Genomic DNA, 16,901 nt, shown 5'->3' with positions numbered 1-16,901 from the left:
TTTTGCTTCGTACAAATAATATATGATAGGAACCGTATACAAATCAACAGGAAGTTGGTACACCGTTAAAACAGACAACGGTAAATTCTACGAATGCCGAATTAAAGGGAAATTCAGAATTAAAGGTATTAAAAGCACCAATCCAATTGCGGTAGGCGACAGAGTACAGTTCGATGTTGAGACTAAAAACGATACTGAAACAGGTGTTATAAAACGCATTGAAGAACGTAGAAATTATATTGTTCGGAAATCGGTTAATTTATCCAAACAAACCCATGTCATTGCAGCCAATATCGACCAAGTATTTTTATTGATAACGCTAGATAACCCACCGACATTTACGAGTTTTATTGATCGTTTTTTGGTAACCGCAGAAGCTTATTCGGTTAAAACTATCCTATTATTCAATAAAGTAGATACTTATACTGAAGAGACGTTAATGGAAGTAAAATATTTAGCAAGTATCTACAGAAAAATTGGATACGAGTGTATAGGTATTTCAGCTAAAACAGGCAAGAATATTGATAAGGTAAAGGCTTTAATGGAACATAAGGTCAATATGTTTGCAGGGCACTCTGGTGTTGGTAAATCTACTTTGGTAAATGCTATTGAGCCAAGTCTAGACTTAAAAACCAAAGAGATTTCTGTTCAACATAGTCAAGGGCAGCACACCACAACATTTGCTGAAATGTTTGATCTCAGTTTCGATGCTAAGATCATCGACACTCCAGGGATTAAAGGATTTGGTGTTGTGGATATGGAGCGAGAGGAAGTGGGGGATTATTTTCCGGAATTCTTTGAGTTAAAACAAGATTGTAAATTTAATAACTGTCTTCATCTAAAAGAGCCTAAATGTGCTGTTAAGGAGGCTTTGGAAAATGATGAAGTGTCTTATTCGAGATATAGAAGTTATCTTCAAATTTTGGAAGGTGAAGATGAGCATTACAGAACAGATAATTGGGATTTGGAATGAAAGTAGTTATACAGCGTGTTTCTGAAGCTTCAGTAACTATTGATTCAAAAAAAGTAGCTGATATCGGTATTGGGTTTCTTATTTTATTAGGTATTGAAGATACTGATGGACAAGACGATATTGATTGGCTATGCAGAAAGATTGTTGGATTACGTATTTTTTCTGATACTGAGGGGCTAATGAACTTATCCATTCAGGATGTTGAAGGTGATGTTATTCTAGTAAGCCAATTTACGCTTCACGCAAGCACAAAAAAAGGAAATCGTCCGAGTTATATTAAAGCTGCAAAACCAGAAGTTGCAATTCCGTTATATAATGACTTCATTGTAGGCCTTCAAAAAAGCCTTGGAAAAAATGTTCAGACAGGTGAGTTTGGAGCAGACATGAAAGTCTCATTAGTTAATGATGGGCCAGTGACTATTATTATTGACTCTAAGAACAAAACCTAAAATTTTCTTAATTTTTTTTTCATTATATGTAGTGTGTTTTCTATATTCACTCTCCCTATACTAATGAAATCCATACATTAATGCTAAGAGCTTTTAGTGGAATTCTATTGCTTTTAATAGCTTTCCAGTCCCATTCCTTTGCACAGTCTGATGACGTTTACATCGCGTTATTGACACCTTCAGAACTAACAAAGCGAGCAAATTCTGTCGTTCGTTACGAGAAACAAACTGTTGAAATCGAGGCGTACAATAAAATGTACGTTACCACTAAACGGATAGTTACTATTTTCAATAAGTATGGTATAGGAGACCATAATGCTTATGAATTTTACGATGATAATACAAAGATAAAGGAGTTGGAAGCGCATATATATGATGCTGCAGGTGAAGAAATAAAGAAAATCAAGTCTAGGGATTTTATTGATCAAAGTGCAGTTAGTGGTGGAACATTATATTCTGATAATCGAGTAAAGTATCTCGACTATACCCCTTTAAAATATCCTTTTACAATAGAATATTATTCTGAAGTGGAGCTAAGAAGTACTGCATTTATTCCGCAATGGAGACCTATAGATGATTATTACGTAGCAGTTCAGTATTCAGAATATCAACTGATTAATAACTCAAGTGTAGAGGTAAGGACCAAAAAAGAGAATTTTGACAACTATGCTATTGAAAGTCTTGGTTCTAACCATTTTGTAGCAAAGAAACTAAAAGGTATTAAGCCCGAAGAATACAGCCCCAATCTTTCAACTTTAACCCCATGCTTTAAGTCTGCTTTGACTCAATTTGATATGGAAGGAGTTGATGGTATTAATAATAATTGGGAAGATTTTGGGAAATGGATGTATGATAAATTAATAACAGGTACTGACGACTTGCCTCAATCGGCAATCGATGATGTTAGAGCACTAACTAATGGTGTGGACGATAAAATGGAGAGAGCTAAGATAGTCTATGATTATATGCAGAATAAAACTCGATATATCAGTGTTCAAGTAGGTATCGGAGGTTGGAAACCCATGTTTGCGGATGAGGTAGATCGTTTAGGATATGGGGATTGTAAGGGTCTTACAAACTATACAAAGGCTTTGCTAGAAGTGGTTGATGTGCCTTCCTATTACACTGTGGTTTGGGGTGATAGAAACATAAAGAACATTGACAGAGAATTTTCTGTTACTGAGGGAAACCATGTTATTTTATGTGTGCCAGATGATAATGATAATGTCTTTTTGGAGTGTACAAGCCAAACCAATCCATTTGGTTTCACAGCTGGTTTTACTGATGATAGAGATGTACTTTTGGTAACACCAGAAGGAGGAAAAATAGTACATACTAAAGTTTACTCACCAGAGGATAGTCAACAAATTACTACAGCAAAAATAGTACTTGATGAAACAGGTGGATTTAAAGCAGACGTCTCTGTAAAATCTACAGGTTATCAATACGGAATACATGAAGGCATAGAAACTAAGCCACTGCGAGATCAAGAATTATATTATAAAAACTATTGGGACAACATCAACAACTTAACTATAAACTCCATAAGCCAAGACAATAACAAGGATAAAATTCTATATACGGAGAGTCTAAATGTTTCTGCAGCAAATTACGCTTCAAAAACAGGCAGTCGGTTAATTTTACAACCAAACTTATTTAATGTGGTTTCGCAACTTCCGGCAAGATATGACAAGCGCTATTTAGATTTTAAAGTGCAACGTGGATACAAAGATGTAGATGAATTCATTTTTCTGTTACCAGAAGGAATGTCAGTAGAAGCAATGACTGACAATGATAGTTTTGAAACTAAGTTTGGAACATATAGTTTTAGCATTGAAAAAACGAATAACAACCAATTAAAATATTCCCGTACTTTTATTATGAATAAAGGGAACTATACAAAAGAAGATTATAAAAAGTTTAGGGATTTTATGAAAAGAATAGTAAAAGCTGATAAATCAAAAATTGTATTAATATCAAAATAAGCTAATCATCTATAATATTAATTATGAGAAAAATCATTTTCCTAGCAATTGGGCTACTAATTATTAATAACACATACTCCCAAGATTTTAAATTTGGGAAAATATCTGAAGAAGATTTAAATGAGACAATACACTCAATTGATTCCTCAGCTAACGCAGCGGTTTTATATAGAAATGAGAATATATATTTTTTGTACAATGAATCGAAAGGATTTGTCCAGACCAAAGAAGTCCATGAGAGAATTAAAATTTATAATAAAGAGGGCTATGACTGGTCTACAAAAAAGATAATCCTTTATGACGGTGGTGGCGGTAAAAGTGAAAGTGTAAATTCATTAAAAGGAGCCACTTATAATATTGAAAAAGGTAAGGTCGTCAAAGACAGATTAAAAAATGATGGGATATTTGAGGAAGATTACAACGATTACTCAAAGATTACAACTATTACAATGCCTAATATACAGGATGGATCAATTATTGAATATAGCTATAAGGTTATATCTCCCTTTTTAGATATTGATGATGTAATTTTTCAGTACGACATCCCTATTAACAAATTTGATTTCAGTATATCCTCTCCAGAGTATTATGTTTATAATACAACCTATAATTTAAAGGCAGATTATCTTCCAGAATTAAAACCGTCTAAAAAACAAAGTAAAATTTCAATTTCAGGAAAAACCGACTACGTCAATGCTGGTATGAGAAACGACAGGAGCTCATCCGGTGGAGTTTTGGAATATGAGGATAAAATACTTACAGCAAACGAAGAGGATATTCCTTCATTAAAACCTGAAGCTTATGCAGGTAATATTAATAATTATAGATCAAAACTTAGCTTTGAGCTTAAGGCAATTCTTAATCAGTACGGAGGTATAAGAGAATCCTATTCGTATAATTGGGAGGATGTTTCAAAAACTATTTATAACGATAGTGATTTTGGAAATCAACTCAATAAATCGAACTTTTTTAAAGAGGATATTGCCCCACTAGTTGATGGTATCACAAATCCATATCAAAAAGCAATTGTATTACAAGAATTTATAAAATCAAAGATTAAATGGAATGGCTTTTATGGGTACTCTGCATTTAATGGAGTTCGTAAGTCCTATAAGGAGGGAGAAGGAAATGTGGCAGATATTAATCTTACCTTAATAGCGATGTTAAGGTCACAGGGAATTGAAGCAAACCCTGTATTGGTAAGTACAAAAAATAATGGTATTCCTTTATTCCCTACTAGAAAAGGCTTTAATTATGTTATTTGTATGGTTGAAAATCAAGATGGTTATATACTTCTTGACGCATCAGAAGTTTATAGCACGGCTAACGTACTACCAACAAGAATTTTAAATTGGCAAGGTAGAGTTATAAAAGATAACGGATCATCATCATGGGTCTCCTTAAGGCCTTCTAATCAATCAGCAGAATCTACATTTTTAAATGTAAAAATTAATGATGATTTTTCTGTTGACGGAAAAATTAGAAAAAGTATAACCGATCAATCTGCTTTAAATTATAGAACACGTTATGCTTCTATGGATTCTGAAGAGCATATCAAAAATTTAGAAAAAGGAAAAGGGGATATAGAAATTACAGAACTAGAAGTTACAAATGCCAGAGATATTTCTAAACCATATCAATACTCCTATAGTTATACTGCAAGTGGTGTTGTAGATGATATAGGGGATAACTTGTATTTTTCTCCCCTATTTTTTCTTACTCAAGATGAAAGCCCCTTTAAATTAGAAGAAAGAAAGTACCCTATTGACTTTGTCGTGCCAATACAGGATAAGTATACCGTTAATATAATGCTTCCTGAAAACTATAAAGTAGAGACTATGCCAGAAAGTGAAATTATGGAATTTAAAAATGGAGCAGCAACATTCAGTTATGTAAGTAAAGTCAATGGGAAATACCTTCAATTTAATATAGCGCTAGATATTAACACATCATTAATAGACCCATTAGACTACGGAGTGTTTAAAGCGTTTTTTGAAAATATGATTAAAAAACAAAATGAACAAGTAGTGTTAACCAAAGCCTAAAATGAACATAAAAAACGCTCAAAAGATAGTTGATAATTGGATTAACGAACATGGTGTGCGTTATTTCAATGAGCTGACCAATATGGCACAACTTACAGAAGAAGTTGGAGAAGTTGCTCGCATCATTGCACGACGTTATGGGGAACAGAGCGAGAAAGAGAGCGATAAGGATAAAGATTTGGGAGAAGAGCTCGCTGATGTGTTATTTGTTGTTCTTTGCCTTGCAAATCAAACTGGAGTTGACTTACAAGATGCCTTTGATAAACGGATGGATAAAAAAACAAAACGAGACCATAATCGTCACCACAATAATCCTAAATTAAAATAGGCTGTTGTTACATAAATTTATAGGTTTGTCTTCATTATGACAGTCCACCTTTTAAAGTCAAAAATCAAGACTAAAAACAGTATTCAAATTACTGGATCTAAAAGCGAATCCAATCGCTTATTGCTGCTTAAGGCATTATATCCAGAAGTAAAGATTGAAAACCTTTCTAACTCTGACGATTCTCAGTTAATGCAAAAGGCGCTAAGCTCTAATGACGAGTTGATCGATATTCATCATGCTGGTACTGCTATGCGTTTTCTCACCGCTTATTTTTCAATACAAGAGGGAAGAAACACCATATTAACAGGGTCTTCCCGAATGAAAGAACGACCTATATCAATCTTGGTAGATGCTTTAAGAGATCTAGGTGCTGATATCGAATACATAGAAAATGAAGGCTTTCCTCCTTTGAGGATAAAAGGAAGACCATTACCGAAAAGTAGTACTACACTTAAAGCCAATGTGAGTAGTCAATATATTTCTGCATTACTACTAATAGCTTCCAAATTAAAGAACGGTTTGGAGTTAACTTTAGATGGAAAAATAACTTCCGTCCCTTATATCAACATGACATTGCAATTGTTGAAGCAAATCGAAATTGAAACAAAGTTCGCAGACCAAAAAATCACCGTAATGCCTAAGATATCAGGAGTCAAGTCTCAAAGCATGGTAGTGGAATCTGATTGGTCATCAGCTTCATATTTTTATAGCATTGTTGCACTGAGTGATTTAGGTACAGAAATACAACTGTCGGCCTATAAGGAAGATTCTCTTCAAGGCGACTCTGTTTTATCCAACATTTATAAGAGGTTTGGAGTGACAACAGAATATGGAGAGAACAAAATCATACTGCGTAAGTCTGAAACTATTTCTAGTGAAGCAGAGCCTATCAATTTGGACCTTTCTAACGCTCCTGATATTGCACAAACAATTGCAGTTACGGTCTATGGTTTGGATTTAACTTGTCATTTAACGGGGCTTCATACTTTAAAGATTAAAGAAACGGATCGCTTAGTAGCCTTAAAAACTGAATTGGAAAAACTCGGTGGAACTATTGAAATAACAGATAACTCCTTAAAAGTTTTAAAATCAGGAACTCCTGCCCCTAATGTTGCCATAGATACATATAGAGATCATAGGATGGCTTTGGCATTTGCACCTTTAGCTTTAACAAGAGACATTAGCATAAATGATGCTTATGTGGTTTCCAAAAGTTATCCCGATTTTTGGACTGACCTTCAGAAATTAGGAATAACGGTTAAATAAACACGTAATTACTTGACAAGGCCTACCTTGAGGTTGTATATTTGCAACTTCGTAAAAAAATCAGATTAACATATATGAAATTATCACACTTTCAATTCGATTTACCAGAAGAATTATTGGCGGAATATCCTGCAGACCACAGGGATGAAGCAAGATTAATGGTGCTTAACAGAGAAAAGCAAACCATTGAGCACAAATTATTTAAGGACATTATCGATTATTTTGATGAAGGTGATGTGATGATTTTAAACAATACAAAAGTATTTCCTGCACGCTTATATGGCAATAAGGAAAAAACGGGTGCGCGTATCGAAGTATTCTTATTGAGGGAGTTAAATCAAGATCAGCGCCTTTGGGACGTTTTGGTAGATCCAGCACGTAAAATAAGAATTGGTAACAAACTCTATTTTGGTGAGGATGAAACTTTAGTGGCTGAGGTTATTGACAATACAACATCAAGAGGGAGAACACTACGTTTTCTTTATGATGGGTCGTATTCGGATTTTAGAACTAAATTAACTCAACTTGGTGAAACTCCGCTTCCAAAATATATAAAGCGTGATGTTGATGAGACGGATCAAGAACGTTACCAAACTATTTATGCAAAAAATGAAGGAGCAGTAGCAGCACCAACTGCAGGATTACATTTCTCTAGACATCTCCTAAAACGTTTAGAAATAAAAGGAATTCAGACAGCTGAAGTCACTCTACATGTTGGATTAGGAACGTTCAACCCGGTTGAAGTTGAAGATTTGTCAAAACATAAAATGGATAGTGAAGAAATTGTTATAACAGAACATGCTGCTAATATTGTAAACAATGGTAAAGCTAACAAAAAACGTGTCTGTGCTGTTGGTACTACCTCAATGAGGACTATCGAGAGTTCAGTATCTTCAAGCGGAACATTAAACCCTTATGATGGATGGACCAATAAATTTATTTTCCCACCGTATGAGTTCAGTATTGCGAATTGCATGATAACTAATTTTCATACACCAAAATCAACATTATTGATGATGGTTTCTGCCTTTGCAGGTCATGATTTTATCAAAAAAGCTTATGATGAGGCGGTAAAAGAAAAGTATAAGTTTTATTCTTATGGTGATGCCATGCTTATCATCTAAGATAAAATAACACTATTTAATTAAGCCTCTTTCATAAGTATTGAAAGAGGTTTTTTTATTACTATGGTCTTCAACAACCTTTTAAGTATTTTTGCAGCAGATGGATAAAAAGAAAAAAGACGTACGGGCATTGACCAAAGATCAATTGAGGGATTTCTTTGTTAAGCAAGGAGATAAGGCTTTTCGTGGTAACCAAGTGTATGAATGGTTATGGCAAAAAGGGGCGCACAGTTTTGAAGACATGACTAACATCTCTCTAGAAACCCGTCAAATGCTTCAAGAACATTTTGTCATCAACCACATTAGGGTAGATCAGATGCAGAGAAGTGAAGATGGCACCATAAAAAATGCCGTTCGCCTCCATGATGATTTAATTGTTGAGTCTGTATTGATCCCCACTTCAACCCGAACAACAGCTTGTGTATCTTCTCAGGTTGGTTGTAGTTTAGATTGTAAATTCTGCGCTACCTCGCGATTAAAACGAATGCGAAACCTTAACCCTGACGAAATCTACGATCAAGTAGTTGCCATTGACAATGAAAGTCGACTGTACCATAATCGTCCTTTGAGTAATATTGTTTTTATGGGTATGGGAGAACCATTGATGAATTATAACAATGTATTGAAGGCGATAGATAAAATCACATCTGATGAAGGTTTAGGTATGTCTCCTAAACGTATTACTGTTTCGACTTCAGGCGTGCCGAAAATGATAAAGAAAATGGCTGATGAAGAGGTGAAATTTAATCTTGCTGTGTCGCTACACTCTGCTATTGACGAAGTAAGAACTTCAATTATGCCATTTAATGCCACTTTTCCATTGAAGGATTTGAGGGAGTCTTTAGAGCATTGGTATGCAAAAACCAAAAAACGTATTACTTATGAATATGTGGTCTGGGATGGTATCAATGATACAGATAAGGATATTGATGCACTCATTGAATTCTGTAAGTTTGCCCCAAGTAAAGTCAACCTTATTGAGTACAACCCAATTGACGATGGAGATTTTCAACAAGCGAGCAATGAAAGTATTGATAGATACATATCAAAACTTGAAGCTAATCATATCACAGTCACCGTAAGACGATCTCGAGGTAAGGATATCGATGCTGCTTGTGGCCAGTTGGCAAATAAGACTTAAATTATATTTAAAGAATTACTTTTTTTCTAATAACAGCGTTTGTTTGCTTATCTCTTAATTCTAAGATATAAATACCAGTTTGCAGACTATTTGCCTCTATGGTATGGGCTCTATCACTAATTGAGCCTTTTAAAACAGATTGCCCAGTTAAGGCATATACATTATAATCTGTTGTTTCTGTAACATTATAAACACCGATGGATTTATTTAAAGCGACGATACGTACATCATTAAATGTTTCTTCTACAAGACTTAATGTTTGTTGACCTGCCAATAAACTAGCATCTTCAGTTGCATTGTATGCAAAATCTTTAACAATAGTCATTGTTGGGCTAGACTCTATACGCACCCAACCGAAGTGAAATTCACCAGGATTAATTTCAAATCTCAATCCAATAAATCCTTCAACCGTTGCACCTCCAGAATCACAAAATTCCATGGCAGGATAACAAGTTTGAAAGTTTAAAGTGCCTTGTATACTCAAAAAAGAACCACTCGGAGGATTAGCACTTATAACATCCCCGTTTGCTAAATTAAACGGGTATTGATAATTTCCGCCATTAATACTTGCCGCCCCAACAGTTCCAATAAATTGATTAGAGTTAGATACATAACTCATAGAATTAATACTAGACCCGACTATAAATGCAGCACTAGCTCCAGTATTGGGGTTAACAGTAAAAGCATAGTCAACAGTACCATCACTATTGATATCGAGATTATAAAAGAATCCCTGATTGATTGTTATATCTGCAGGGTCTGAATATACTATTTGTCCTTCTGCGCTGGCTACACCAGAAACCGCTGCTGCAAGCGCGCCATAGCGACCTATTCGTTTCGAGAAATCGTTTTGTGTAGTTTTATTCATAAGGCGTTGACGATTGATTATTAGAACTTTAATTTAAGAAAAAATCAAACATTTTAATTACATTTATGATGAAGTTGCTATTTTAAGCGATGAATGGTAAAATTTATTAGTTTGATTATCAGAACCTAACAGGTTAAAACAATTAAATAGAGCTTAAGAATTGAAAAAAAGACTACCACTCGAAAATAAACTAGAGTCCTTAGATGTTTCTCCTAAAGGCTCATTAGGGATTCTCGCTTTTGGTGACCTTGGATTAAGAGCATGGCGAGAATCGAGAAAAGAAAATCAGACTAAAAAAAAGTAGATGGCCAAACCCAAAGTTTTACTTATTGGATGGGATGCTGCTGATTGGAAACTAATTTGGCCCTTAATCAAAAAGGGTCATATGCCTGCCTTAAAAAGTATAATGGATAGAGGTGTTTATGGTAATATGAGTACTATGAACCCGCCATTTTCTCCAATGCTATGGACTAGTGTAGCTACAGGAAAAACACCTGACAAACATGGAGTTATGGGCTTTATTGAGGTTAAAGATGATTTGTCTGGCGTGCGGCAAGTCACTGTCAATTCCAGAAAGTCGAGAGCACTTTGGAATATTTTTCACAATCAAAATTTAAAAAGTAATGTCATTGGTTGGTGGCCAAGTTTCCCTGCAGAACCAATTAATGGTGTTGTTGTTTCTGACACATTTCAGAATGTTAATTTTGATCCCAAAAAATTAAAGCCTGTATCAAAAGAAGCTATTCACCCAAAAACTAAATATGAGGAATTAAAAGACCTTAGAATGTTTCCTTGGGAAATTACCGAAGCTCATATCTTACCGTTCTTCCCTAAAGCTTCTGAGATCAATCAAGAAGAGGATAAAAAATTAATGTCTTTTGCCAAGATAATGGCAGAAAATGTTTCTGTTCATTGCGCTACTACCCAAATATTAAGAACTACTGAATGGGATTTTTCAGCAGTTTATTATGATTTGATTGATCACTTTTGTCATGCATTTATGAAATTCCATCCACCTCGGCAAAAAGGAATACCAAAAGACCGTTTTGAGATTTACAAAGATGCCATTGTTGGTTCATACCGTTTTCAGGATATGATGCTTGCCCGTAAATTAGAACTGATAGATGATGAAACTACTGTGATTGTTATGTCCGATCATGGTTATGAGTCGGGCAACAGGAGGATTATGCACTTACCTAAATACCCTGCTTCACCTGCACTTGAGCATCGTCAGTTTGGAATTTTCGTCGCGGCTGGCCCTAATATTAAAAAGAACCAAAAAGTGTTTGGTTTGGGGTTGATAGATGTTGCACCCACAATCTTGCATTTATATGGGCTCCCGATAGGAAAAGATATGGACGGTAAAGTGGCCTTAGACATTTTCGAAAAAGTGGATAGTCCAAATTATATCAGCTCTTGGGAAGATGTAAAAGGTGATTTTGGTGAGTATAAATCAAATACACAGGATAACATACTTTCAGATAGTGAAGCTTTACAGCAATTAGTGGATTTGGGCTATATAGATCAGCCAGAAGAAAAGCTTGAAATAGCAGTGTTAAAAACGCAATCTGACCTAAAGCATAATTTAGCTAGAGTTAAAATTGGAAAAAAAGATTATGACACTGCTGAGACCATACTCTTAGAGTTGGTTGAAGCCAAGTACCCAAAATATAAAGAAGAGGATATAAAGAAAGATAAGAACGGTAAACCTCTACAAACCAATTTTAAGGCAGGTGATGATGTGGTCAATGTTATTCCGTATTATATTGATTTACTATCAATTAGCATAACAAAAAAAGAATTTAAAAAAGCGAGTACGTATCTTGATGAATTAAAAAAGAGAGATAAAACATTTGAAGTAAACACCTATTTCTCAGAAGCAAAAATCCTTGTAGGTTTAGGAAAAATAAATAAAGCACTTTCCCTACTCGAGAAAGCCAAAGACAAAAAACCTAATAGTGAGGTATGGTATCAAATCGGAACTATATATAGAAAATTAAATAAACTTGAAGATGCTAAGCATGCGTTTGAAAATGCATTGAAATTTGAAGTGGACAGTGCAAAAGTCCAACAAGCGATGGCAGAAACGCTTTTAAGGTTAGGTAATGCTGAAGAAGCGGCTGACCACGCTCTTGTGGCGATAGAACTGGTAAAGTATTTCCCAGAAGCCCATTATACATTAGGCGAGGCATTAGAGAAAATGGGGGATTTAGAAAATGCAAAGTTGGCCTATGAAACTGCTACGAAGCTGAAGCCTAAAAAACATGTAAGAGCTGAAACTGCCATTGAGAATGTAGAAGAAAAGCTAAGTAGTGACATTCAATTAAAAGATAAATCCACATCGAAATATAGAAAAGATCAGATTGTAGTTGTTTCTGGTTTGCCGCGATCAGGAACGTCTCTAATGATGCAAATGTTAGATAGAGGAGGGATCGATGTGCTTTCAGACGGTAAACGAGAGGCGGATACATCCAACCCAAAAGGTTATTATGAATTTGACCCAGTAATGTCTATCAACAAGGATAATTCATGGTTGCCTAAAGCTAAAAACAAATGCGTTAAGGTGGTTGCACCATTACTAAAATTTTTAGACCCCCAGTTTCGGTACAAAGTCATATTTATGAATCGAGATTTAACAGAAATTGTAAAATCCCAGCAAAAAATGATTGGCAAAAACCCAGAGACCCTCCCAGTACGCTTGTTTGATGCTTACAAAAAGCATCTTAAAAATGTTGACATTTGGAAAGAACGAGAACCTTTTGTAGAGATGATTTATATAGACTATAAAGATGTTTTGGAAAGTCCTGAAACATCAATCAAAAAAATTGAAGATTTTATTGGAGTAGATCTTAAAAATGATAAGATGGTTCAATGTATTGACAAAACACTCTACCGAAATAGGGTGTAGTATTATTTCTTACCACATAAGATTTGATTTCGGTATTTTTGTAAAAACGCTTCATCTATAAATTTGAAAATTACTGAACAAATAAAGCAACCTATTGCTTATGAGATGGAACTCTTCGAGCAGAAGTTCCAGCTTTCTATGTCCAGTAAAGTGGCATTGCTTAATCGTATCACCCATTATATTGTTAACCGAAAAGGGAAGCAAATGCGTCCTATGTTTGTGTTTTTGGTAGCTAAGATGCTGAACAATGGTGAAGTGAGTGAGCGCACCTACCGAGGTGCATCAGTGATAGAGTTGATACACACAGCTACATTAGTGCATGACGATGTGGTGGATGACAGTAACAGGCGTCGTGGTTTCTTTTCTGTAAATGCTCTTTGGAAAAACAAAATTGCAGTTTTAATAGGTGATTATTTATTATCCAAAGGACTTTTGTTATCTATTGATAATAATGATTTCGATCTTCTCAAGATTATTTCAATAGCCGTACGAGAAATGAGTGAGGGCGAATTACTTCAAATTGAAAAAGCCCGAAGGTTAGATATTACAGAGGAGGTGTATTACGAGATTATTCGTCAAAAAACAGCAACGCTTATAGCCGCATGCTGTAGTCTTGGTGCGGCATCGGTTAAACCAAATTCTGCTCAAGTTGAAGAAATGCGAAAGTTTGGGGAATTAATAGGTATGGCTTTTCAAATAAAAGACGATTTGTTCGATTATGGGGAAACTCAAATAGGAAAACCAACAGGCATTGATATCAAAGAACAAAAAATGACCTTGCCTTTAATTTATGCTCTCAATTCTTCCAACAAGAAAGAAAAGTCTTGGCTTATTAATTCTGTTAAAAATCACAACAAGGATAAAAAACGGGTAAAGGAAGTCATTGCCTTTGTAAAAGACAAAGGCGGATTGACTTATGCCGAAAGTAAAATGAAATCCTTTCAGACTGAAGCGCTTCAACTCTTACAAAACTACCCTAAATCTGAATTTAAGGACGCTTTAGAGCTCATGGTAAACTATGTAATTGATAGAAAAAAGTAGTTTTATAATTTGTAAATAGCTCTAAAACAGATAATTACATATTAATTAAAATTTTTTTACACTCCGAGACAACCATTTTTAAGTATTTGGCGTCTTTATAAATAGAAGAGCTTCTGTAAAGCAATAGGACTAAACTAAGATTAGCAATTGAAAGTTATTCAACTTCATAAAAACGAAACAAAACTCATAGAGAGAGCTTCAAAAAACAATAGGGAAGCTCAGCATATTATTTATGAGTTGCATGCTCCAAAAATGTTGAGCGTATGCCGTTATTATGTAAAGGATGTCCAGCAGGCTGAGGAAGTATTATTAAATGGTTTTTTTAAGGTGTTTAAACATTTAAAGTCATTTAAGAATGAAGGGAGTTTTGAAGGTTGGATACGTCGGATTATGGTTAGGGAGGCTATATCTTATTTGAGATCTAAAAAGAGTATTGAATTCTCAACAGAAGATGTAAATGTTAAAGATACTTATGCCGATACCATTAACAGTACGATTGCTGTAAATGAAATTCAACAGCTGATAGACCGTTTACCCGAAGGCTATAAAATGATATTTATGATGTATGCGATTGAAGGGTATAAGCATCATGAGATTGCAGAAATATTAAATATTTCTGAAGGTACTTCAAAATCACAATTATTTAAAGCAAGACAATTGCTGCAGAAAAAGATTAAAGAATTAAACAAAACTAATTATGGCACCAATTAAATTTGAAGAGCAGATAAAGGAAAAGCTCGAAAGCCGAAACATAACACCGTCAGATGCGGTTTGGTCTCAACTGTCCGATAAATTAGACAGTGAGCAAAAGAAAAATAACAGCCGCAGAATATGGTGGCTAGGGATTGCTGCAAGTGTTGCTGCATTGGTCATGATTTCAGTGACGTATTTCAATTCGGGTATTGAAAACACTAGTGAACCGGTTATTGTGAATGAGGATTCAATGATTGAAGAGGCACTTCCAAATAATTCAGAGGTACTACCAGAAATAAAGCAAGAGATTGCTGTTGAAGATATTCCAGAAGTAAAAGAAGATCAAGAAGGTTTGACACCTATTAAAGAGAGTAAAAAACCTTTCATTAAGACCAATAAAATTCAGAAAGCTACTCAAAATTCAGCTATTGCAGAGGTTAAGATTGAAGAGCCATTAATTAATACAATAAAAAAACAAAAGGAGACGGATATTTTAATAGACAAATCAGCAATAGATAATGCTGTTGCTGAGATTGTAAAGTTTCAATCCAATACAGAAACAAAGGTGACCGATGCTCAAATCGATTCCCTTTTAAAAAGCGCTCAGCGCGAAATTCTCAAAAATCGAATTTTTAAAGAAGGCTCAAATGTCGTTGATGCAAACGCATTACTTCAAGACGTTGAAGAAGACCTCGGGCAGTCTTTTAGGACCAAGGTGTTTGAGGCACTTAAAGACAGTTACACGAAGGTTAAAACTGCAGTTGCCGAACGTAATAACTAATTAAACTTAAAATTTAACATCAAAAAAATGAACAATGACAACGATTACTAAACACATCGTAGCACTCATCCTATGTCTAAGTGTGGCAGGATTATGTGCTCAAGAGAAACAGAAAGACACGCTAAAGTCCAAGAGCTTTTTTAAGCAACAACAGATTGAAAGCTTAGAAGAAGCTAAAGAACGAATTACAGGACAGGAAAAGGATTTTTTAAAAGCAGAAGTAGAAGCCATTAATATTAGATTAGATAATGGGGAGATTACAGCTGCCGAAGCCGAAGATTTAAAAAAGGAAGCTGCTCAAAAAAGGGCATTAAATATTGAAGATCGCTTGGCCATAATTGATACAAAAATTGAACTGATTAAACGTAACCCTTATAAAGAAAATCTTGAAGATTATGACAATGGTCGATTAGAGATTGGATTAGGTACAGGTGGTGTAGTATTTGACTTAAGACCGAATAGAAAACCACCGAAATATGATATTAGAACATCAAACGACCTATTATTTGCTATCGGGTTTAATAACACCATTATTGACGGACAAAGTTTAAGCGACTCGCCATATAAGCTAGGAGGTTCAGGATTTGTAGAATTAGGTTGGATTTGGAATACCAGAGTCTTTGAGAAGTCTAATTTTTTAAGATTTCGATATGGATTTTCGTTTCAGTGGAATAAATTAGATATTAAGGACGATCAATATTTTGTTCAGAATGATGAGGTAACGACACTTGAAGACTTTCCGGGAGATATTAAAAACGCACAGTTTAGAGTCACTAATTTAGTTGTGCCAATTCATTTTGAATTTGGGCCGTCAAAAAAGAGAGACTATAAAGATAGATTGAGATATACCACTGATGGGCAGTTTAAAGTTGGTCTTGGTGGGTATGGAGGCGTACGTATAGGCACACAACAAAAATTGCGCTACGAAGAGAATGGAGATAGAGTAAAGCAAAAAACAAGACGTAACTATAACGCATCAACTTTTGTTTATGGACTAAGTGGTTATATCGGTGTTGGTGATTGGTCTTTATATGCCAAATACGATTTAAACGAATTGTTCGATGACCAAGTCATAAAACAAAACAACATTTCATTAGGGATCCGTTTAGATCTCGATTAATCAATCAATTTTTTGAGTGTTGACCTCAGTTTTATATCTAAAGCTGAGGTTTTTTGCTGTAAATCCTAGATTAAACTTTATTTTATGTGCTGATATACAGCGAATTGTAAAATGTAATTTTTTTATTCAAAATGTTTTTCATATTCAAAAAAAATCTACATTTGTTGTGCTTTTAGCTG

General features: G+C 34.8%; 15 protein-coding genes. 14 read left to right on the top strand and 1 reads right to left on the bottom strand.

From position 1 onward, the window contains the following. Positions 1 to 22 precede the first annotated feature (22 nt). The 8 genes from rsgA (at position 23) to rlmN (ending at position 9,311) form a co-directional block, all read left to right on the top strand. On the top strand, positions 23 to 973 hold the full coding sequence (gene rsgA, locus ACFEMA_RS03355; RefSeq protein WP_411766589.1) for a ribosome small subunit-dependent GTPase A: 951 nt from the start codon (positions 23 to 25) through the stop codon (positions 971 to 973). Then, positions 970 to 1,422, top strand: a complete 453-nt coding sequence (dtd, locus tag ACFEMA_RS03350) for a D-aminoacyl-tRNA deacylase (RefSeq protein ID WP_411766588.1) — start codon at positions 970 to 972, stop codon at positions 1,420 to 1,422. The genes rsgA and dtd overlap by 4 nt, the downstream gene beginning before the upstream one ends. Positions 1,423 to 1,502: 80 nt before the next feature. Continuing rightward, positions 1,503 to 3,407 (top strand): DUF3857 domain-containing protein, encoded by a 1,905-nt coding sequence (locus tag ACFEMA_RS03345; protein WP_411766587.1) that lies wholly within the window; start codon positions 1,503 to 1,505, stop codon positions 3,405 to 3,407. A 23-nt stretch (positions 3,408 to 3,430) separates the two neighbouring features. Then, entirely contained in the window at positions 3,431 to 5,452 is a 2,022-nt protein-coding gene (locus ACFEMA_RS03340) for a DUF3857 domain-containing protein (protein WP_411766586.1), read from the top strand. Between the two features lies 1 nt (position 5,453). Further along, positions 5,454 to 5,780 (top strand): nucleotide pyrophosphohydrolase, encoded by a 327-nt coding sequence (locus ACFEMA_RS03335; RefSeq protein ID WP_411766585.1) that lies wholly within the window; start codon positions 5,454 to 5,456, stop codon positions 5,778 to 5,780. Between the two features lie 36 nt (positions 5,781 to 5,816). Next, positions 5,817 to 7,046, top strand: a complete 1,230-nt coding sequence (locus ACFEMA_RS03330; RefSeq protein ID WP_411766584.1) for a 3-phosphoshikimate 1-carboxyvinyltransferase — start codon at positions 5,817 to 5,819, stop codon at positions 7,044 to 7,046. Positions 7,047 to 7,120: 74 nt separating this feature from the next. Beyond that, positions 7,121 to 8,170, top strand: a complete 1,050-nt coding sequence (gene queA, locus ACFEMA_RS03325; protein ID WP_411766583.1) for a tRNA preQ1(34) S-adenosylmethionine ribosyltransferase-isomerase QueA — start codon at positions 7,121 to 7,123, stop codon at positions 8,168 to 8,170. 100 nt (positions 8,171 to 8,270) lie between these two features. Further along, entirely contained in the window at positions 8,271 to 9,311 is a 1,041-nt protein-coding gene (gene rlmN / locus ACFEMA_RS03320) for a 23S rRNA (adenine(2503)-C(2))-methyltransferase RlmN (RefSeq protein ID WP_411766582.1), read from the top strand. 7 nt (positions 9,312 to 9,318) lie between these two features. On the opposite strand, the gene ACFEMA_RS03315 is transcribed toward rlmN, so the two are convergent. Further along, positions 9,319 to 10,179: a T9SS type A sorting domain-containing protein gene (locus ACFEMA_RS03315; protein ID WP_411766581.1), complete on the bottom strand. Its 861-nt coding sequence runs from the start codon at positions 10,177 to 10,179 to the stop codon at positions 9,319 to 9,321. A gap of 160 nt (positions 10,180 to 10,339) precedes the next feature. On the opposite strand from ACFEMA_RS03315, the gene ACFEMA_RS03310 reads away from it, so the two are divergent. The 6 genes from ACFEMA_RS03310 to ACFEMA_RS03285 all read left to right on the top strand — a co-directional run bounded on the left by ACFEMA_RS03310 (position 10,340) and on the right by ACFEMA_RS03285 (position 16,722). After that, positions 10,340 to 10,483 (top strand): hypothetical protein, encoded by a 144-nt coding sequence (locus tag ACFEMA_RS03310; RefSeq protein WP_411766580.1) that lies wholly within the window; start codon positions 10,340 to 10,342, stop codon positions 10,481 to 10,483. Then, positions 10,484 to 13,087 carry an alkaline phosphatase family protein gene (locus tag ACFEMA_RS03305; RefSeq protein WP_411766579.1) on the top strand — a complete coding sequence of 868 codons (2,604 nt, stop codon included), beginning with the start codon at positions 10,484 to 10,486 and terminating at the stop codon, positions 13,085 to 13,087. Between the two features lie 63 nt (positions 13,088 to 13,150). Continuing rightward, positions 13,151 to 14,128: a polyprenyl synthetase family protein gene (locus tag ACFEMA_RS03300; RefSeq protein ID WP_411766578.1), complete on the top strand. Its 978-nt coding sequence runs from the start codon at positions 13,151 to 13,153 to the stop codon at positions 14,126 to 14,128. Between the two features lie 147 nt (positions 14,129 to 14,275). Next, positions 14,276 to 14,839 (top strand): RNA polymerase sigma factor, encoded by a 564-nt coding sequence (locus ACFEMA_RS03295; RefSeq protein ID WP_411766576.1) that lies wholly within the window; start codon positions 14,276 to 14,278, stop codon positions 14,837 to 14,839. Next, the gene (locus ACFEMA_RS03290) at positions 14,826 to 15,602 is read left to right on the top strand and encodes a hypothetical protein (RefSeq protein WP_411766575.1); all 777 of its coding nucleotides are present in this window, start codon (positions 14,826 to 14,828) and stop codon (positions 15,600 to 15,602) included. Before ACFEMA_RS03295 ends, ACFEMA_RS03290 begins: the two co-directional genes overlap by 14 nt. A gap of 34 nt (positions 15,603 to 15,636) precedes the next feature. Next, on the top strand, positions 15,637 to 16,722 hold the full coding sequence (locus tag ACFEMA_RS03285; RefSeq protein ID WP_411766574.1) for a hypothetical protein: 1,086 nt from the start codon (positions 15,637 to 15,639) through the stop codon (positions 16,720 to 16,722). Positions 16,723 to 16,901: the final 179 nt, after the last annotated feature.

This window comes from Winogradskyella sp. A3E31 (assembly GCF_046720935.1).
In the GTDB taxonomy this organism is placed as follows: domain Bacteria; phylum Bacteroidota; class Bacteroidia; order Flavobacteriales; family Flavobacteriaceae; genus Winogradskyella.
Note: the sequence above shows the minus strand (reverse complement) of the source record. Positions and strands in the feature narration are given on the sequence as shown.